Origin of the sequence: Acidocella sp. MX-AZ02, from assembly GCF_000306035.1 — a bacterium.
GTDB lineage: Bacteria > Pseudomonadota > Alphaproteobacteria > Acetobacterales > Acetobacteraceae > Acidocella > Acidocella facilis.
The window spans coordinates 87,341-104,322 of record NZ_JH976208.1 but is presented as its reverse complement, the minus strand read 5'-3'; the positions used below and the strand labels follow the sequence as shown (position 1 = coordinate 104,322).

Annotated in this window: 19 protein-coding genes; 8 read left to right on the top strand and 11 right to left on the bottom strand. The window is 63.2% G+C overall.

Features of this window, described 5'->3' with window-relative positions:
- Positions 1-47: 47 nt before the first annotated feature.
- The 3 genes from MXAZACID_RS08730 to trxB form a co-directional block, all read right to left on the bottom strand.
- Entirely contained in the window at positions 48-362 is a 315-nt protein-coding gene (locus MXAZACID_RS08730; protein ID WP_240376600.1) for a DUF167 domain-containing protein, read from the bottom strand.
- A gap of 220 nt (positions 363-582) precedes the next feature.
- Positions 583-1,479: a LysR family transcriptional regulator gene (locus MXAZACID_RS08725; RefSeq protein WP_026440748.1), complete on the bottom strand. Its 897-nt coding sequence runs from the start codon at positions 1,477-1,479 to the stop codon at positions 583-585.
- Positions 1,480-1,495: 16 nt separating this feature from the next.
- Entirely contained in the window at positions 1,496-2,461 is a 966-nt protein-coding gene (gene trxB / locus MXAZACID_RS08720; protein WP_008493901.1) for a thioredoxin-disulfide reductase, read from the bottom strand.
- A gap of 279 nt (positions 2,462-2,740) precedes the next feature.
- On the opposite strand from trxB, the gene MXAZACID_RS08715 reads away from it, so the two are divergent.
- On the top strand, positions 2,741-3,604 hold the full coding sequence (locus MXAZACID_RS08715) for an MBL fold metallo-hydrolase (RefSeq protein WP_240376598.1): 864 nt from the start codon (positions 2,741-2,743) through the stop codon (positions 3,602-3,604).
- 53 nt (positions 3,605-3,657) lie between these two features.
- Here the strand turns inward: MXAZACID_RS08715 and MXAZACID_RS08710 are convergent, their stop codons facing one another.
- The 5 genes from MXAZACID_RS08710 to MXAZACID_RS08690 are packed head-to-tail and all read right to left on the bottom strand — an operon-like array spanning position 3,658 to position 7,696.
- Positions 3,658-4,041 carry a RidA family protein gene (locus MXAZACID_RS08710; protein WP_008493899.1) on the bottom strand — a complete coding sequence of 128 codons (384 nt, stop codon included), beginning with the start codon at positions 4,039-4,041 and terminating at the stop codon, positions 3,658-3,660.
- Complete coding sequence (gene nth / locus MXAZACID_RS08705) at positions 4,038-4,736, bottom strand: endonuclease III (RefSeq protein WP_008493898.1); 699 nt, start codon at positions 4,734-4,736, stop codon at positions 4,038-4,040. Before nth ends, MXAZACID_RS08710 begins: the two co-directional genes overlap by 4 nt.
- Positions 4,733-5,356, bottom strand: coding sequence for a uracil phosphoribosyltransferase (upp, locus tag MXAZACID_RS08700; protein WP_008493897.1), 624 nt, complete (start codon positions 5,354-5,356; stop codon positions 4,733-4,735). The genes nth and upp overlap by 4 nt, the downstream gene beginning before the upstream one ends.
- 4 nt (positions 5,357-5,360) lie before the next feature.
- Positions 5,361-6,992 (bottom strand): ATP-binding protein, encoded by a 1,632-nt coding sequence (locus MXAZACID_RS08695; protein WP_144052721.1) that lies wholly within the window; start codon positions 6,990-6,992, stop codon positions 5,361-5,363.
- 2 nt (positions 6,993-6,994) lie between these two features.
- Positions 6,995-7,696 (bottom strand): response regulator transcription factor, encoded by a 702-nt coding sequence (locus tag MXAZACID_RS08690; protein WP_008493894.1) that lies wholly within the window; start codon positions 7,694-7,696, stop codon positions 6,995-6,997.
- A gap of 58 nt (positions 7,697-7,754) precedes the next feature.
- Between MXAZACID_RS08690 and MXAZACID_RS08685 the strand changes: the two genes are divergently transcribed.
- The 4 genes from MXAZACID_RS08685 to MXAZACID_RS08670 all read left to right on the top strand — a co-directional run bounded on the left by MXAZACID_RS08685 (position 7,755) and on the right by MXAZACID_RS08670 (position 11,785).
- Positions 7,755-8,237, top strand: a complete 483-nt coding sequence (locus MXAZACID_RS08685; protein WP_168118412.1) for a pyridoxamine 5'-phosphate oxidase family protein — start codon at positions 7,755-7,757, stop codon at positions 8,235-8,237.
- Between the two features lie 67 nt (positions 8,238-8,304).
- Complete coding sequence (locus MXAZACID_RS08680) at positions 8,305-9,912, top strand: phosphoenolpyruvate carboxykinase (protein WP_008493892.1); 1,608 nt, start codon at positions 8,305-8,307, stop codon at positions 9,910-9,912.
- A 258-nt stretch (positions 9,913-10,170) separates the two neighbouring features.
- Positions 10,171-11,193, top strand: a complete 1,023-nt coding sequence (locus MXAZACID_RS18255; protein ID WP_083878609.1) for a glycoside hydrolase family 19 protein — start codon at positions 10,171-10,173, stop codon at positions 11,191-11,193.
- Positions 11,183-11,785, top strand: a complete 603-nt coding sequence (locus MXAZACID_RS08670; protein WP_008493890.1) for a hypothetical protein — start codon at positions 11,183-11,185, stop codon at positions 11,783-11,785. Before MXAZACID_RS18255 ends, MXAZACID_RS08670 begins: the two co-directional genes overlap by 11 nt.
- Before the next feature lie 104 nt (positions 11,786-11,889).
- Here MXAZACID_RS08670 and MXAZACID_RS08665 read toward each other — a convergent pair whose 3' ends face one another.
- Positions 11,890-12,630 (bottom strand): TlyA family RNA methyltransferase, encoded by a 741-nt coding sequence (locus tag MXAZACID_RS08665; protein WP_008493888.1) that lies wholly within the window; start codon positions 12,628-12,630, stop codon positions 11,890-11,892.
- Positions 12,630-14,033 carry a short-chain fatty acyl-CoA regulator family protein gene (locus MXAZACID_RS08660; protein WP_039885126.1) on the bottom strand — a complete coding sequence of 468 codons (1,404 nt, stop codon included), beginning with the start codon at positions 14,031-14,033 and terminating at the stop codon, positions 12,630-12,632. Before MXAZACID_RS08660 ends, MXAZACID_RS08665 begins: the two co-directional genes overlap by 1 nt.
- 188 nt (positions 14,034-14,221) lie before the next feature.
- Here MXAZACID_RS08660 and MXAZACID_RS08655 point away from each other — a divergent pair, with 188 nt between their 5' ends.
- Positions 14,222-14,437: a hypothetical protein gene (locus MXAZACID_RS08655; protein ID WP_008493886.1), complete on the top strand. Its 216-nt coding sequence runs from the start codon at positions 14,222-14,224 to the stop codon at positions 14,435-14,437.
- Between the two features lie 126 nt (positions 14,438-14,563).
- Here the strand turns inward: MXAZACID_RS08655 and MXAZACID_RS08650 are convergent, their stop codons facing one another.
- Positions 14,564-15,628, bottom strand: coding sequence for an acyltransferase (locus MXAZACID_RS08650; protein ID WP_083878606.1), 1,065 nt, complete (start codon positions 15,626-15,628; stop codon positions 14,564-14,566).
- Between the two features lie 62 nt (positions 15,629-15,690).
- On the opposite strand from MXAZACID_RS08650, the gene aat reads away from it, so the two are divergent.
- The gene (gene aat, locus MXAZACID_RS08645; RefSeq protein WP_008493884.1) at positions 15,691-16,356 is read left to right on the top strand and encodes a leucyl/phenylalanyl-tRNA--protein transferase; all 666 of its coding nucleotides are present in this window, start codon (positions 15,691-15,693) and stop codon (positions 16,354-16,356) included.
- Positions 16,353-16,934, top strand: coding sequence for a hypothetical protein (locus MXAZACID_RS08640; RefSeq protein WP_008493883.1), 582 nt, complete (start codon positions 16,353-16,355; stop codon positions 16,932-16,934). The genes aat and MXAZACID_RS08640 overlap by 4 nt, the downstream gene beginning before the upstream one ends.
- Positions 16,935-16,982: the final 48 nt, after the last annotated feature.

The following is a 16,982-nucleotide window of genomic DNA, read 5'->3' as shown; positions in this document are numbered from 1 at the left end:
GTCCCCACACCCCCAAAAACTTTTGTGACCTTCCGGCCCGGGCGCTTCTATAATTCGGGCACGGGCACCGAGGGCGTGATCAGGAAGCGTTTTTCGCGGCTGGTCTGGCCGGCCACCAGTGTAATCGTTCCCGCCTTTACCCCCAGCCACGCCGCCAGCGCCGCGATGATCGCCTCATTCGCCTTGCCATCCTCCGGCGGCGCGTTCACCGCCACTTTCAGCCGCGCCTGCGGCCACCCAGGCGCTGCGGCCGCAGGCACCACCGGGCCAATCGCCACCCGCCTCGCCCCCGGCTGCGCCTTCACCGCCAGGCTCAGCCCCCGGCTCGTCTCATCCCAAAACCGCATCTCATCCTTCGGCACGAAAAAAAACCCGCCAGCCAATGGCCAGCGGGTCAAGTCAACAGGGAGGCTTCACGTCTGGGAGACGTTGGGACCGAAGTCCCACTCCAACCCCTCTCGGGACCGGATATGTTGTATATAAGCCACATCAGAGATTTTTTAAGTGTGAAAATCGTAACCCTGTTGATCTTGTGTAACATGGTGTAGCAGCGCCCCGGACGACTCCAGGGCGCGCCTCACTTCAGCCCTTCACGCCGTTGCGTTCCGCAATAGAATTCACCAGGAAGTCACGGAAAACCGCGACGCGCTTGGAGTTCCGCAGCTCTTCCGGATAGACGAAATACATATCCACCGGCGGCTTCTTCACATCCGCGAGCAGCGGCACCAGGCCGGAGGAATCGCCCACCAGATAATCCGGCACCGCGCCGATGCCGATGCCGGCCCGGATGCAGGCCAGCATCGCCTGCAGCGAGTTCACCTCCAGCACCCCGCGCCGCGCCGTGCCATCCTTGCGGCCCAGCTCGCCCAGCCAGTTCACATCCGGCACTGGCGGCTTGCGGTCGCCGAACAGGATCAGCTTATGCTTGTCCAGATCGTCCGCGCTCTCCGGCGTGCCATTCGCCTTCAGATAATCCGGCGAGGCCCAGATCTGGCTGCGGATCTCGCCCAGATGGCGCTGCACCAGGTCCGGCTGGCGGGGCGGATGCATGCGGATGGCGACATCCGCCTCGCGCATCGCCAGATCCAGGTCGGTGTCATCCAGCAGCAGCGAGACGGTGACATCCGGATGCGCGGCGAGGAAATGTTTCAGCCTTGGTGCCAGCCAGGTCACGCCGAAGCTGTGGGTGGTGGTCACTTTCAAGCGCCCGGCCGGCTTTTCCTTGCTCTCGGCCAGCAGCGCCTCGGTCATCGCCAGCTTGGCGAACACCTCGCGCACGGTGCGGTTCAACGCCTCACCCTGCTCGGTGAGGATCAGCCCGCGCGCATGGCGGTGAAACAAAGGCACCGCCAGCGCCTCCTCCAGCGCCGAAATCTGCCGCGACACGGCGGACTGGCTGAGATTCAGCGTATCCCCCGCATGCGTGAAGCTGCCCGCCTCGGCGACAGCGTGAAAAACCCGAAGCTTGTCCCAATCCATTTTTTGTCCGGTCATTTTATGCCGCCTCGCTGACGTGCAGAGGAATATGGCTCAGAAACTTCTCGACCTCCAGCGCCGCCATGCAGCCGGTGCCGGCCGCCGTCACCGCCTGACGGTAGATCTTGTCCTGAACGTCGCCGGCCGCGAATACGCCGGGGATGGAGGTCTCGGTGGTGCCGGGACGGGTGATGATATAACCCTCATCATCCAGCTGCACCTGGCCGTGGAACAAAGCGGTGGTCGGCGAATGGCCGATGGCGATGAACACGCCATCCACCTCGATCTGCCTGGCCTCGCCGGTCGTCGCGTGTTTCAGATTAAGCCCCGTCACCACCGCCGGGCTGGCCGTGCCGGTGATCTCCTCGACCACATGATCCCAGATGATCGAGATTTTCGGATTCTCGAACAAACGCTGCTGCAAAATCCGCTCGGCGCGCAAGCTGTTGCGGCGATGGATCAGCGTGACATGGCTGGCGTGATGGGTGAGGTAGAGCGCCTCTTCCACCGCCGTATTGCCGCCGCCGACCACCGCGACCTTCTTGCCGCGATAGAAAAACCCGTCGCAGGTCGCACAGGCGGAAACGCCGCCGCCCTGATAGGTTTTCTCTGACTCCAGCCCCAGCCAGCGCGCCTGCGCGCCGGTGGCGATGATCACGCTCTCCGCCTCGAACACGATCCCGCCATCGGTCTCGGCGATGAAGGGGCGTTTGGAGACATCGACCTTGGTGATCAGATCATACATGATCTCGGTGCCGACATGCTCGGCCTGCTTGGCCATCTGCTCCATCAGCCAGGGGCCCTGGATGGGATCGGCGAAGCCGGGATAATTCTCGACCTCCGTGGTGATGGTGAGCTGCCCGCCGGGCTGCAACCCGGCCACCAGCACCGGGGCCAGATTGGCACGGGCCGCGTAAATCGCCGCCGTGTAACCCGCCGGGCCGGCGCCAATGATCAAAACCCGGGTCTTTTTCACCTCAGTCATCGCTGCTGATCCACAATCCTTATAAGTCCCGGATTACATATCCGTTGCGTGCGCGCCGATACAAGGTATCTAACACGGCAGACGGCGCCAAAACCCGCGATAACTGGCTGTAACAAGACGTTTCCGGCTATTTAAGTCGTTCGCGCGCTTCCCAATATCATGCAAATGCGCTCTTCCGAAACTGATCATTTCAACGGTACATATTTTTTCAATCCAGAGGCCGCGCCGCAGACCGGCAAACGCAGCCGGGGCGGGATGATGCGAATCCTGCGAGCCAGGATGACGAGAAACCCGGCCCTCTGGGCGCAATGGCCGGAGCGCATCGAGAACAAGCCTTATCCGGCGCCGGACCCCGCCACACCCAGCGTCACCTGGATCGGCCATAGCTCCTTCCTGGTCTGCTTTGGCGGGTTAACAATGTTAACAGACCCGGTATTTTCGGAGCGCTGCTCCCCCGTGCGCTTCGCCGGGCCAAAGCGCGTGCGCGATCCCGGCCTGCGCATCGCGCAGCTGCCGCCTATCGATCTGATCCTGCTCTCGCACAATCATTACGACCATATGGACCTCGACTCGCTGCGCCAGATCCGCAAGCGCTTCCCGGCGGCGCATCTGGTCACCAGCCTGGGCAACGCCGCCTTCCTGAAACGCGCCCAGCTCCCCGGCGCCACCGAGCTGGATTGGTGGGAGAGTGTGACCGTGCAGGGCGCGCATATCGCCGCCGCCCCCGCCCGGCATTTCGCCGCCCGGACGCTATGGGACCGCAACCAGACACTCTGGGTCAGCTTCATGGTCAATTATCACGGCCATAAGCTCTATTTCGGCGGGGATAGCGGCTACACGAAATTCTACACCGAGATCCATCGCCGCCTCGGCGCGCCGGACCTGGCGCTGCTGCCCATCGGTGCCTATGCGCCGCGCGAGATGATGAAGAGCGTGCACATGAACCCGCAGGAGGCGGTGCAGGCCTTCAGCGATCTGCAGGCCAAGCGCGCCGTGGGCATGCATTTCGGCACCTTCCAGCTCACCGCCGAGCCGATCGACGCGCCGGAGAAGGAACTGACCCTGGCGCTGACGCAGGCTGGGATTTCACCGGACCGGTTCTTCACGCTGGATGTCGGGCAGAGCGCGCCGCTCTGGGGTTAACCCCAGCGTTTTTCGCCGCTTTTTTGAAAAAAAGCGGCACCAAAAAACTTTTGCTAACCCCTGCGCACCGCCATCGCCGTGACTTCCACCTTCATCGCCGGGTCCATCAGCGCGCTCACCCCCACCGCGCAGCGCACCGGGTAGGGCTTGGCGAAATACCGGCAATAGACCTCATTGAAGGCCGGGCGGTCCGCCATGTCCGTCAGATAGATCGTCAGATGGATCACATCCGCCAGCCTGCCTCCCGCCGCCTCCAGCGAGGTCTTCAGGCAGGTCAGCGTCGCCTCGCTCTGCGTCACGATATCGCCCAGCTCCAGCTCGCCATCCGGGCGTAGCGGGATCTGCGTGGTCACCAGCAGATTGCCCAGCCCGGCCACGTCCGAGGAGATCGCCGTCTCGTCGGTATCTTCCAGGAAATAAGGTTCGGTCTGGCTCATGGCGTCGCTTTCAGCCCAGCGGGGGCGGTGGGTTTGGGTTTGAAGCTGCACCAGGGCGCGCCGGCACAGCGCCAGCATTCCGGCTTGCGCGCCTTGCACACATAGCGCCCGTGCAGGATCAGCCAGAGATGCGCCGGCTTCAGCATCTCTTTCGGGATGCGCTTCAGCAGCCCCTCCTCCACCGCGCGCGGGGTGGCGCCGGGGGCAATGCCAGTGCGGTTGCCGAGGCGGAAAATATGCGTGTCCACCGCCATCGTCGGCAGGCCGAAAATCTCGTTCAGCACCACATTCGCGGTCTTGCGGCCCACCCCGGGCAACGCCTCCAGCGCCTCGCGCTCGCCGGGCACCTCACCGCCATGGCGCTCCAGCAATTGCTGGGAAAGCGCTGCCGCATTCTTCGCCTTGGCCTGCCAGAGGCCGATGGATTTGATATGCTGGCCGATCCCCTCCGCCCCCAAAGCCGCCATCGAAGCCGCATCGGGTGCTGCCGCAAACAAAGCCGGTGTCACCTTGTTCACCGCGATATCGGTGGTCTGGGCCGAGAGCATCACCGCGATCAGCAGCTGAAACGGCGTGCCATAATCCAGCTCCGTGCGCGGATCGTCATTCCCCGCGGCGATGGCGGTGAGAAACGGCGCCACATCCGCCTTCTTCATCGGCTTGGAGGGCGCGATCTCGCCCGGCTTGGCGGTCATTTGGTGCCGAACAGCCGGTCCCCGGCATCGCCCAGCCCGGGCAGGATATAGGCATTCTCATCGAGCTGCCGGTCCAAAGCGGCGGTATAGATCGGCACATCAGGATGCGCCGCCTCGAAGTTTGCCACCCCCTCGGGTGCGGCCAGCAGGCAGACGAATTTCAGCTGCCGCGTCCCGGCATCCTTCAGCTTCTGCACGGCGGCGGCGGCGGAATGGCCGGTGGCGAGCATCGGGTCCACCACCACGCAGAGCCGTTCCTCCAGCGCCTCGGGCACCTTGAAGTAATATTCCACCGGCTCATGCGTCTCATGGTCGCGATAGAGCCCGACATGGCCGACCCTGGCAGCCGGCACCAGATCCAGCATGCCATCCAGAATCCCCGCCCCGGCGCGCAATATGGAGATGAAGCAGAGCTTCTTGCCCTGCACCTGCACCGCCTGCATCTCCTCCATCGGGGTCTGGATGGTGATCGGCTCCAGCGGCAGGTCGCGCAGCACCTCATAGGCCAGCAGCAGCGAAATCTCCCGCGCCAGCCGGCGGAAGCCGCCGGTGGTGGTCTCCGTCTTGCGCAGCAAGGTGAGCTTATGCTGCACCAGAGGATGGTCGATCACGCTCAGCATCGCTTCACTCCCCCGCCTTAGGCAGCCGGATGACGAAGCGCGCCCCGATCACGTGGCCCTCCTCGTCCCGGCGGTTTTCGGCCGAAATCCGGCCCTGATGCGCCTCCACGATCTGCCGCGAGATCGACAGACCCAGCCCGGAATGGCTGCCGAACTGCTCATTCTGCGGCCGCTCGGAATAGAAGCGGTCAAAGATGGAATCGAGCTTGCCATCCGGAATGCCCGGCCCCTCATCCTCCACCGAAAGCTCCACCAGCCCGCCGGTCAGCCGTCCCCGCAGATAAATCCTGCCCTCCGCCGGGCTGAAGGAGATCGCATTGCCGATCAGGTTGCGCAGCACCTGCACCAGCCTTGTCTCGGAGCCGCGCACCAGCAGATCGGCCGCCGGCACGTCCACCTCCATGAAGGGCGCGCCCTCCTTGCGGGTGGCGTCGTGGATCTCCGCCAACGTCGCCAGCAGCCGCGCCATATCGACAATCTCATAGCGGCTGCGCGACAGCTCCGAATCCAGGCGCGAACTGTCCGAAATATCGGTGATCAGCCGGTCCAGCCGCGAGACATCCTGGTTGACGATGGCCAGCAGCCGCGAGGCCCGGGCCGGATCCTCCACCCGCGTCAGCGTTTCCACCGCCGAGCGGATCGAGGAGAGCGGGTTCTTGATCTCATGCGCGACATCGGCGGCGAATTTCTCAATCGCATCCATGCGCGACCAAAGCGCCTGGGAGGTGCCCTCCAGCGTGCGCGCCAGCGTGCCGATCTCGTCATTGCGCCCGGTCACCGCCTTGGGCAGCGTCTGCGCCCCGGCCCGGCCCTCGCGCATGCGCTGCGCCGCCGCCGCCAGGCGCGAGATCGGGCTGGCGATGGTGCGCGAAAGGTAGAACGAGACGATGACGGTGAGCGCCAGCGCCAGGGCGAACAGGAGCAGAATCGAAATCCGCACCGCCAGCACCGCCGCATCCACCTCGGAGGCCTCGCGGGTGAGCAGCACCGTGCCCACCGATTGCTGCCCATGCTCGATCGGCTCCGCCACCGTCACCAGCAAAATCCCCTGCGGGTCGCGGCGCACGAAAGGCGGCGCCTCCTTGCCCTGGGCGGCGTTGGTCATCTGCAAAACCGTGCGCGCATCCGGCTGCCAGCCCAGCGTGTTCGGGTCCTGCCCGGCGCCGGAGCCGATCACCCCGGATTCATCCTGGTTGCCGGTCACCGAGCCGGAAAGATGGTCATAGATGAAGGAAATCACCCGCGAGAACAGCCCTGGCGGCGGCGGCGCCGAAAGCGGCTCCGTCACAATCGCCCCGCCCGCGCCGGGATGCACCCTGGAATTGGCGATCAGCTCGCCATCCGCGCCATAAATCAGCGCCTGCGCATTCGGCGTCGGCTCGGTGAGGGAATAAAGCAGCGGCTGCGCCAGGTCCGCATTCAACGCCGGCTGGTTGTTGCTCTCCTGCACCGCCGTCTCGGCGATCGCCCCGGCATAGATCCGCGCCTGCTCGCGCAGCGCCGACACCTCGGCGGAGAGCAGCCCCTGCTGATACTGATCCAGATACAAAAGCGCCGCGAAGATCAGCACCAGCGGCAGCAAATTCACCAGGAGAATGTCGCGCAGCAACCGCGACAGGCGGGTTTTCCGGGCCAGCTTCAGGCGTCCTTATAGCGATAGCCGATGCCGTACAGCGTCTCGATCTGGTCGAACTCGCCATCCACATTGCGGAATTTCTTGCGCAGCCGCTTCACATGGCTGTCGATCGTGCGGTCATCCACATAGACATTCTCGCCATAGGCGGCGTCGATCAGCTGGTCCCGGCTCTTCACCATGCCCGGACGCTGCGCCAGCGCCTTCACCAGCAAGAACTCCGTCACCGTCAGCTGAATATCCTTGCCCTTCCACAGGCATTGATGCTTGGTCTCATCCAGGCTGAGATCGCCGCGGGTCAGGATACTCGCCGGGGTGGCGCCGGTGGCCTCGGCCCGGGTCGATTCATGCCGGCGCAGCAGGGCGCGGATGCGCTCCAGCAGCAGCCTCTGGCTGAACGGCTTGGTGATATAATCATCCGCCCCCAGCCGCAGCCCCATCAGCTCGTCCAGCTCGTCATCCTTGGAGGTGAGAAAAATCACCGGCAGCGCCGAGCGGGCGCGCAGCTTCTGCAGCAGCTCCATCCCGTCCATGCGCGGCATCTTGATATCCAGCACCGCCAGATCCACCGGCTTGGCCAGCAGCGCCTGCAGGGCACTCTCGCCATCGGTATAGGTGCGCACCACGAAGCCCTCGGCCTCCAGTGTCATCTGCACCGAAGTGAGGATATTGCGGTCGTCATCGACCAGGGCAATGGTTTGTTTCATCGTGCAGACCCAATCAGTGGCGGTTATGGCCTTTCTGCCGCCAGGGAGTGACCGGATTATGGCAGTAAATCAAGAGCAAAGACTTCACGACGCCGCGCAATTGCTCCTTACCGCCCGCAGCGCCACCTTGGCGACGGTGCATGAGGGCATGCCGCACGCCGCTTTGGTCACCCCGGCGCTGGATGAGGACGCCCAGCCCCTCCTGCTGCTCTCCAACCTGGCCGTGCATACGCGCCATCTGCGCGCCCACCCATCCTGCGCTCTGCTCGTCACCGGCACGCCCAGCAGCGACAACCCGCAAACCACCCCGCGCCTCTGCCTGACCGGCGAGGCCAAGGCCCTGCCGGACAAATCCAAGCGCGAGATTTTCCTGAAAACCCACCCTTACGCCACTCAGTATATAGACTTCGCAGACTTCACCTTCTGGAAGCTATTTATTTTAGGCTCAAATTATGTCGGCGGTTTTGCGAATGCGTCATCTTTCCAATTCGCCGCGCTGCAAAATCAGATTTTCAAATCCGCCATGCGCCCGCCCGGTTGAATCTCCGGCGTGACGCGCATATGAACCATCGTGCATATCCGCGTTTCCAGAAGGAATAGCCCAGCCGATGACCGATAAATCCGCGCTCCGCGATGCCGCCCCGCTGAAAGGGACGGGCGTGCGCCTCGCCGCCGCCCTGCATGCCAACCTCACCGCCCCGGGCCTCACCGCCCACGCGCTGCGCAAGGGCGAAGCCCGCCTCTCCGCCGAGGGCGCGCTGATCGTCAAAACCGGCATCCATACCGGCCGCTCGGTGGCCGATAAATTCGTCGTCGACGAGCCCGAGACCACCAACGACATCTGGTGGGGCAAGATCAACCAGCGCCTGCCGCGTGAAAAATTCGCCGTTCTGAAGGGCCGCGTGCAGGCCTATCTGCAGGGGCGCGAGCTGTTCACCCAGGATCTGTACGCCGGCGCGGACCCGGACCACCGCATCCGGGTGCGCCTGGTCACCACCGGCGCCTGGCACGCCCTCTTCGCCCGCAACATGTTCATCCGCCCGGCCGAGGGCGAGCTGGCCGGGTTCGAGCCGGATTACGTCATCCTCCACGCCCCGGATTTCGAGGCCGACCCGGCGCTGGACGGGGTGAAATCCTCCACCGCCATCGCCCTCTCCTTCGCCGAAAAACTGATCGTCATCGCCGGCACCGAATATGCGGGCGAGATCAAGAAATCCATCTTCACCGTAATGAACTGGCTGCTGCCTGCCAAGGGCATGCTGCCGATGCATTGCTCCGCCAATATCGGCCCGAATGAGGATGCGGCTCTGTTCTTCGGCCTCTCCGGCACCGGCAAGACCACCCTCTCCTCGGACCCCACCCGCCGGCTCATCGGCGATGACGAGCATGGCTGGGGCCCGCATGGTGTGTTCAATTTCGAGGGCGGCTGCTACGCCAAGGTGATCGACCTCTCCGAGGAAAACGAGCCGGAAATCTGGGCCGCCTCGCACCGCTTCGGCACGGTTCTGGAAAATGTGGTGGCGGACCCGCGCGGCCGGCTGGACCTGACCGACCGCACCCTCACCGAAAACACCCGCGCCTGCTATCCGGTCGAGTTCATCCCCAATGTCGAGCTCTCCGGCCAGGGCGGCATTCCGAAGAACGTGATCATGCTCACCGCCGATGCCTTCGGCGTGCTCCCGCCGATCTCGCGCCTCACCCCGGCGCAGGCCATGTACCATTTCCTCTCCGGCTACACCGCGCGCGTGGCGGGCACGGAAAAGGGGCTGGGCAGCGGCGCCCAGGCCACCTTCTCCACCTGCTTCGGCGCCCCCTTCCTGCCCCGCCACCCGCAGGTTTACGGCAAGCTGCTGCAAGAGCTGATCAAGCAGCACGGCGCGCATTGCTGGCTGGTCAATACCGGCTGGAGCGGCGGCGCCTATGGGGTCGGCAAGCGCATGTCCATCAAGCATACCCGCGCTTTGCTGAACGCCGCCCTGAACGGTGAGCTCGACCATGTCGACTACCGCACCGACCCGTTCTTTGGCCTCGCCATCCCCGTGCATGTGGACGGCGTTCCCGACGAGGTCCTCGATCCCCGCCAGGCCTGGTCCGACAAGGCTGCCTACGACGCCGCCGCCAAGGGCCTGGTGCAGCGCTTCATCGAGAATTTCGAGAGTTTTGCCGAGCATGTGGACGAGGACGTGAAAGCGGCGGCGATTAAGAGCGCCGCGTAAGGGTTTTGATCCGGGTTAGATGAGGAAAAGGCCGGACCATTGGGTCCGGCCTGTTTCATTTCTGGCTCCAGCAACATCATTGCGATGAGGGTGAAGCAAAGCATTACCAGTCAAATACAGGTACGCCGTTTTGCTTATTACGCTCGTCCGGCGAGGCTCCGTACTCGTAGTAGTCGGATACAAAACAGGAACATAGTAAAGTCTAGCCAGGCCTCTGCCAAAGAGGCTAAAAGCTTTTAATCATGCGAAAAGAAATCCATGCTTTCTGTCGTTGAGCAGGTCTTCGGAATCGCGCCTGGACGCGGAGTGCTCCAGCGTCCGGCTCCCTTACCATTATCGCGCGCGTTGGATCGAATAAGCTGCATCGATGCGGCTGAATACAATTTTTGGTACGGAGAGCTTTATGCAGCCGCAACGGGCCGTAAACAGCCCAGCCCCGCTACTATAACCTCGTTCGGCAGCGTGTCTATTGACCCAACGCTCTTGCAGCAGATTGCTGGACCTCCCCCAATCCATCATCACAAGGCTCCGGCTGCTCTTTACCAGAGCAAGTCAGCTCAAGCGAAATTACCCGCCATAGGAAAACACCAAGATTTACCAGAGATAGAAAGAAGGTTGCATGCACAAGCGCAGAAGCAACTCGACATACAGGATAAGCAAGCCGCATATGATAATCAGAGACAGATTATACAGGCAATTGCACCATGGATCGGCTTCTACGCGACGCTTTTTAATACCAGCACTATACCACGAATCTCGGCTTTTCTTGGCAATGCCGGTGAAGAATCATGGGCATTTACAAGATTGGTGGAAGATCTTGAATATACAAGCGCGTCAAGCATAGCTCGCACATTCGGCATCCAGTCCACAAAAGCCGCAGAACCGTATGTCAACAACCCAGAAGCTCTTGCCAATTACGTTTATAGTGGCGAGCGCGCTCGCTTTCTTGGAAACGGACCATTTGGAAACGGTAACGGATGGCGATATCGCGGGCGCGGTCTCTTACAAATTACGGGGTTATATAACTATACTCAATTCTCAAAGAGTATGCAGATCGATTTTGTAAAAAATCCAGATCTTGTAGCCGAACCACAATATGCGGTCGCATCCGCCCTTTGGTATTGGGGTATGCGTCATTTGAACCATTATGCCGACAATTATGATTTTATCAGCCTTATCCATGCGATCAATCCTGGCGGGCTAAATATGGCGACAAGAGAGGCAAATCGGAAACTTGCCGCGAGAACGATCATGGAACGGATGCTTCACAATGCGGGTTAATTTGAAAAAATCTCTTTTTATTCTAGCTTTTTCCACAATCAGCCTTGCAACCGCCATGGCCGCCAGTACCTCCGTGCCGCCCCCGTCGGGGCAATGCGCGCATCTGGATCTGGACGCATCAAAGATTATCCCAAACACAATCTTTCCCGTAACGTTAAAGCCATATGGGGATGTTTGCTTTGTTGGCCATATCATCAATGATCCTCTTGGCGATGAGGGGATCAACCACCAAGCGCTGGATACAGCTTACATTGCCCTGAGCCTCTACCAGAACGGCAAAGACATCCACGACCTGACATGGCCAAACACGCCCGATTACGCCTGGAACACCCTCACGGCGGAGGTCAAATCAGTTGCCTTTCGCCGCCTGAGAGGCAGCAAATATACCGACATTATCGTCATCGGCGTATCAGGCGGCCCCAGTGGCCAGCCAATCTACCAGCCCCTCATCTACATCACGTCAAAAACCAAGATCACTTTTGATCAGACTTTGAGTGATCTCATGTCACAGGGCAATTACGCGACCATGCCGGAGCTATTAAAGGCAATCGACAGAGTTGGGGTGAAGCCACCGCCTGCCTCAGACGAATGAAACCTTCAACCGCAAACCCCTTCATAAACCACTGAAATCTAACGCGTTGTTATTTTAAACGCCAACCCATGTTCCACGTGGAACATTCCAAGAACAAAACACTCTCACCCCACCCGCCTTGCCCCGATCAGAAATTCCACATTCCCCTCCGGCCCTTTGATCGGGCTTGGCGTAATCCCCAGCACCTCCCAGCCCGGCAGGGCGGAAAACCAGGCTTCGATCCGCGCGCAAACCTGCTCATGCACGGCCGGATCGCGCACCACCCCGCCTTTGCCCACCTGCTCCGGCCCGGCCTCGAATTGCGGTTTGATCAGCGCCACCGCGAAGGCGCCGGGCGCGCATAAGCCCAGCCCCGCCGGCAGCACCGTCTGCAGCCCGATAAAGCTGGCATCGCAGACAATCGCGCCGATCGGCTCCGGGATCTGTTCCGCGCTCAGATGCCGGGCATTGGTCTTCTCCATCACCACCACCCGCGGATCGGAGCGCAGCTTCCAGGCCAGCTGCCCATGCCCCACATCCACCGCGTAAACTTTTTCCGCCCCGTTGCTGAGCAGCACATCGGTAAACCCGCCGGTGGAGGCACCCACATCCAGCCCGATCCGCCCGGCAGCCTCAAACCCGAAATGCGCCAGCCCATGCGCCAGCTTCATGCCGCCGCGCGAAACCCAGGGATGCTCCTGGCCTTTCACCGAAAGCTGCGCGTCCTCCGGCAGCGTATCCCCGGCCTTCGCCACCCGCGCCGTGCCGGCATAAACCAGCCCGGCCATAATCAGCGCCTGCGCCTTCGCCCGGCTCTCCGCCAGCCCGCGCGCCACCAGCATCACATCCACACGCTGCTTGGCCATTATCTGCTGTCTCCGGGCATGGATTTGAAACGATAGGGGCTGGCACTGGTGGTATCGGGGCTCAGCGCCAGCCGGTGGGCAATCGGCGGGAAGGCGCGGGAGCGGCACTCCTGGCGCTCGCACAGCCGGCAGGAGAGCCCGATCCCCACCGCCGCCCCGGCCAGGTCCAGCCCGTCGCCATAGACGATGCTGCGCGCGTGCGACACATCGCACCCCATGGCGACCACCCGCACCGGTGCTGGCTCCCCCCAGCGCGCCGGCCGCCCGGTGATGGCGCGGGCGAAGCAGAGAAACGTCTCGGTGGCGGAAAGCTGCGCCACCTGCACGCGGATGGCGCCGGGCGTGGCGAAGGCCGAATGCGCCACCCAGCGCGGACAGGTGCCGCCATAGCGCATGAACGGAAAGCCGGCGGCGGAAAACCGCTTGCTGACATTCCCCGCCGCATCCACCCGCAGAAAGAAAAACGGCACCCCGCGCTGCCCGGCCCGCTGCATGGAGGATAGACGCTGGCAGGCCTGCTCATAGGAAACCCCAAACCGCGCGGCCAGCCCGTCAACATCGTAGCGCAGCGATTGCGCGGCTTCGAGAAACGGTTCGTAGGGCATCATCAAGGCGGCGGCGATATAGTTCAGCAGCCCGATGCGCAGCAGCTCGGCGGCGTCGCGCGTCGTCGGCTCGGCGCGTTTGACGATCGCCTCCACCGGGGCGCGGGCTTCCAGCAAGGCGAGCTGGAAGGCCATCTGAAACCCCCGGCTCTCGCGCGGCAGATCCTCCGAGAGGGTGAGCATGCGGTTGGCGGCGTCGAACACCCGCAAGCTGCCCGGCAGCGGGCGCACCTGCACCACCAGCCCGTGCTGGCGCCGCAACCGCTCCGCCAGCGCGTGCGAGGAGCCAAAGCCCGCCACATCCAGCGTCTTGCCAATCGCCTCGGCGGCATCCTCCAGCGCCGGGAAATGGTTTTCATGGGCGTGGAAGAAATCCCGCACCTCCTCATTTGGCAGCAAAATCTTGCGCCCGGAGGGCAAGGTGATGCCGGTGCCTTCCTCCCTTGCCCCGGCCAGTGCGCGATGCAGCGCCAGGACGGCGCGGGCGGCATTCGGGGCGGCGGCGAGGGCCTGGAGCTCGCTTTCCGGCACCGCGTCCGCGCCCAGCTGCGGGTCGGTGAAGACCTCGCGCAGCGCCACCTCGAACTCGCGCTCCTGGGTGCCGGAGAGGGCGGCGAGGTCCACTTTCAGCGTCTCGGTCAGCTTGAACAAAAGCGAGGCGGTGACATTGCGCTGGTCATGCTCGACCAGGTTCAGATAGGAGGTTGAAATCCCCAGCTTCTGCGCAAGGCCTTGCTGGGTGAAGCCCTGCTCCATCCGCAGCCGCCGGATGGTCTTGCCGATCATCACTTTTGACATGTTTTACATTTTGCAAAAATTTACAGTAAAGTCACGCACAGATTTCGCCGGATCGGGCGAAAAACCGCTCGCGCAATCGCCGTGGTGTAAATAAATTCACTCTTACCTTCACTGGTCCGGCGACCTCTCCATGCACCTTCCAACGCCGGATTGGTGAAGGCTCTGCTCTCAACCCATGGAGTGTCACTATGCGTAACCAGATGAACCCCTGCTTCTCTCCCGACGGTCTCGGCGGGAACGGTGTGGTGGTGGCGCGTGACGCCCGCGCCAGCGGCCGCTCGCCCCAGCCCACCCCGACCCACCGCCGCGCGGAGACCAACCATGAGCACCATGCTGATTTTGACAATTACGATGATGGCCTGGTCCATGGCCATTTCTGGGCCATGTCTTCGACCGTCCGCTAGAGCGCTTTCAGGCTGACCGTAAACGGTCAGCGCGCTCTAGCTCTTTATTTTAACGAGCAACTTTATGACCCTGGATGATTCCATTCAGGGTCATGTTGCTCTAAAAAACCATAAAAAAAGCCAGGTTTAGGGATGGCAGGACGGCCCCCGGTTCCACCGCCGGGGGCCGTTTTTGCGTCGGCGCAGCCAGCGTTGCACCGGCTGGTCGAGCCAGAGCGTGGCCGCGGTGCACAGCGCGTAGATCAGCAGGATCACCACCAGCAATGCCCAGGGCCGCGCCGTGGCGCCCAGCTGAATCCGGCCTTTGCCCCAGGCCAGCAGCAGCGCCAGGATGACCATGTGCAGAATGTAGAGCGGGTAGGAGAGCTGCCCCAGCCCGCGCGCCAGCCGGCCGGTGCGCACGGCGCCGCGGCGCTCCAGCCCGGCCAGGGCCAGGATCAACCCGCCAAAGCCGATCGCGGCGCAGCCGGCCTTCAGCGCCTTGTCCAGCGGCGCATCCCCAAACGAAACCAACGCCCCCGGCAGCGCGAAGGCGATGCCGAGCCCGAGCAGCGCCAGGCAGGCCGGCGGCTTCAGGCTGTGCCGATGATACAGCCACGCCGCCAGCAGCCCGCCGAAAAACAGCAGATCCGTGCTGGTGAACAGCCCGCCCGCCGCAGGCGGCCCAAGCTCAGCCGGCCAGGCCAGCCGGGCCAGGATCGCCAACGCCCAGACCCCCAGCACCCAGCGCGCCAGCCCCGGCAGCAGGCAGAGCCCGAACAGCAGATAGAAGCCGATTTCGTAACGCAGCGTCCAGGCCGGGGCGACCCATTCATCATGCGCCCCGGGCCAGAGCGTGATCAGCGGCGCCAGCAAGGCCGGGCGCAGGGCGGCGTGCCAGAGCAGCATCGCCCCCGCCAGCGCCAGCCAATAGACGGGGTAGATGCGGCAGGCGCGGCGCCACCAGAAGCGCAGCGTGGCATAAGGCTGGCCAAAATCGTCGCGATGCGCGTGCAGCATGACGAAGCCGCTGAGCACGAAGAAATATTGGATGGCCGGCAGCGGCAGCAACGCCAGCAGGCCAGAGGCCGGGCGCGGGTGTGCGCTGAGCTGGCCGACCGCCCAGCTGGCATGGAACAGGGCGACGACAGATGCGGCGATGAAGCGCCCCAGCTCCAATGTTCCCAGTTTGGCGCGAGCTTGTTGCGGCACGCCTTTGGCTACACAGCATTTGCCCGCTTGGCAAACCGTCCGCTTGGGTGTGAAATCCCGCCATGTCCGCCCGGCCCTTTCTGCTCACACCGGATCTGCTGCTCCGCGCCTACCGGCTCGGGCTGTTTCCGATGGCGGAATCGCGCGAGAGCCGGACTTTGCATTGGCTGGACCCGGATGCGCGCGGGGTGCTGCCGCTGCATGGGTTTCACATCTCCCACAGCCTGATGAAGACGCTGCGCGGCAACCGCTTTACCGTTACCGCCGATGCGGATTTCGCCGGCACCATCGCCGCCTGCGCGGCGTCGCGCGAAAACCGGCCAGAGACCTGGATCAATCACGAGATCGAGACCCTGTTCACCGCGCTTTTCCGGCTGGGCTTCGCGCATAGCGTCGAGACCTGGGAGGATGGCAGGTTGGTGGGCGGGCTGTATGGCGCGGCGCTGGGCGGGGCGTTTTTCGGCGAGAGCATGTTCTCCACCGCGACGGATGCTTCCAAGGTGGCGCTGGCGCATCTGGTGGCGCGTCTGCGCCTCGGCGGTTATGTGCTGCTGGATACGCAATTCATCACCAGCCATCTCGCCCGCTTCGGCGCGCATGAGGTGCCGCGCGCGCGCTATCACGCGCTGCTGGCGGAGGCGCTGGAGCATCCCGCCCGGTTTCCAGACCGCCCCGATCCCGCCGCATTGCTGCGCGAGTTTGAGGCCATCCGAAAAGAGGTTCCATGAAATATCTGCTTCTCGCCGCCTGCGCGGCCCTGATTCCCGGCCTCGCCGCCGCCACCCCGGCCTTTCTGCCGACGCGCGATGTGCAGGTGGATTACACCCTCTCAGGCACCGGCCAGGCGCCGCAGAATTACCAGCTCAGCTACAATGCCCAGCACCAGCTGGCGCGGGTGGACAGCCCGAACGGGTTTTTCGTGCTGGCGGATCTGCCGCGCGGCGAGGCGAAGCTGGTGGTGCCGGCCTTGCACGCCATTGTCAGCGCGCCGGATTTCTCGGCGCTGACCGCCGAGATCAGCCAGGCGGACGGAGCGAATTTCAGCCCGCTGGGGCAAGGGCATTATGCCGGGTTGGCGTGTCGGAATTATCTGGTGACGGACCAGCACGGTTCCGCCACGGCGTGCCTGACGCGCGATGGGGTGGTTCTGCATTTTGTCGGGCATGATGCGCATGGCGGCGCGGATGTGACCGCGACCGCCGTCAATTTCGGGCCGCAGCCAGCGGACGGGTTCATGCCGCCGCCCGGCTTCGCGCCGCTGAATTTGCCGCCGGGGGCGGTGGCCGCGCTGCTGCAACAGCATTAGTTGTAAAAGTTTTTGGTGCCGCTTTTTTCAAAAAGCGGCGAAAAACGT

Excerpts from the sequence above, each read along its gene's own strand:
- MXAZACID_RS08725 (WP_026440748.1), bottom strand. The coding sequence starts at position 1,479 with ATGGATTGGGACAAGCTTCGGGTTTTTCACGCTGTCGCCGAGGCGGGC.
- trxB (WP_008493901.1), bottom strand. The coding sequence starts at position 2,461 with ATGACTGAGGTGAAAAAGACCCGGGTTTTGATCATTGGCGCCGGCCCG.
- MXAZACID_RS08715 (WP_240376598.1), top strand. The coding sequence starts at position 2,741 with ATGACGAGAAACCCGGCCCTCTGGGCGCAATGGCCGGAGCGCATCGAG.
- MXAZACID_RS08710 (WP_008493899.1), bottom strand. The coding sequence starts at position 4,041 with ATGAGCCAGACCGAACCTTATTTCCTGGAAGATACCGACGAGACGGCG.
- nth (WP_008493898.1), bottom strand. The coding sequence starts at position 4,736 with ATGACCGCCAAGCCGGGCGAGATCGCGCCCTCCAAGCCGATGAAGAAG.
- upp (WP_008493897.1), bottom strand. The coding sequence starts at position 5,356 with ATGCTGAGCGTGATCGACCATCCTCTGGTGCAGCATAAGCTCACCTTG.
- MXAZACID_RS08690 (WP_008493894.1), bottom strand. The coding sequence starts at position 7,696 with ATGAAACAAACCATTGCCCTGGTCGATGACGACCGCAATATCCTCACT.
- MXAZACID_RS08685 (WP_168118412.1), top strand. The coding sequence starts at position 7,755 with ATGGCAGTAAATCAAGAGCAAAGACTTCACGACGCCGCGCAATTGCTC.
- MXAZACID_RS08680 (WP_008493892.1), top strand. The coding sequence starts at position 8,305 with ATGACCGATAAATCCGCGCTCCGCGATGCCGCCCCGCTGAAAGGGACG.
- MXAZACID_RS18255 (WP_083878609.1), top strand. The coding sequence starts at position 10,171 with ATGCTTTCTGTCGTTGAGCAGGTCTTCGGAATCGCGCCTGGACGCGGA.
- MXAZACID_RS08670 (WP_008493890.1), top strand. The coding sequence starts at position 11,183 with ATGCGGGTTAATTTGAAAAAATCTCTTTTTATTCTAGCTTTTTCCACA.
- MXAZACID_RS08665 (WP_008493888.1), bottom strand. The coding sequence starts at position 12,630 with ATGGCCAAGCAGCGTGTGGATGTGATGCTGGTGGCGCGCGGGCTGGCG.
- MXAZACID_RS08660 (WP_039885126.1), bottom strand. The coding sequence starts at position 14,033 with ATGTCAAAAGTGATGATCGGCAAGACCATCCGGCGGCTGCGGATGGAG.
- MXAZACID_RS08655 (WP_008493886.1), top strand. The coding sequence starts at position 14,222 with ATGCGTAACCAGATGAACCCCTGCTTCTCTCCCGACGGTCTCGGCGGG.
- aat (WP_008493884.1), top strand. The coding sequence starts at position 15,691 with ATGTCCGCCCGGCCCTTTCTGCTCACACCGGATCTGCTGCTCCGCGCC.
- MXAZACID_RS08640 (WP_008493883.1), top strand. The coding sequence starts at position 16,353 with ATGAAATATCTGCTTCTCGCCGCCTGCGCGGCCCTGATTCCCGGCCTC.